The sequence below is a fragment of the Clostridia bacterium genome, from assembly GCA_036654455.1.
Lineage (GTDB): Bacteria > Bacillota > Clostridia > Christensenellales > CAG-314 > JAVVRZ01.
Map to the genome: position 1 here is coordinate 1 of JAVVRZ010000034.1, position 251 is coordinate 251.

At 50.2% G+C, this 251-nt stretch carries 1 tRNA gene and 1 rRNA gene; both read left to right on the top strand.

Annotation, left to right across the window (positions count from 1 at the left end):
• Positions 1–52: ribosomal RNA gene (locus RR062_06285) — 16S ribosomal RNA — on the top strand; the annotation flags it as partial.
• Between the two features lie 128 nt (positions 53–180).
• Positions 181–251 (top strand) — tRNA-Ala (locus RR062_06290).

The following is a 251-nucleotide window of genomic DNA, read 5'->3' on the forward strand; positions in this document are numbered from 1 at the left end:
GAAGTCGTAACAAGGTAGCCGTATCGGAAGGTGCGGCTGGATCACCTCCTTTCTAAGGAGTCAGACGAATAACTGTCATATCGGCAGGCTATTCGGCACAAGAGTTCGTTTAGGATAAATCAATATTGTTTAATTTTGAGGGCCTAGCCTTCAAGCGATAGAAAGTGACCACCCATGTATGGGGGTGTAGCTCAGCTGGGAGAGCACCTGCCTTGCACGCAGGGGGTCAGGAGTTCGAACCTCCTCATCTC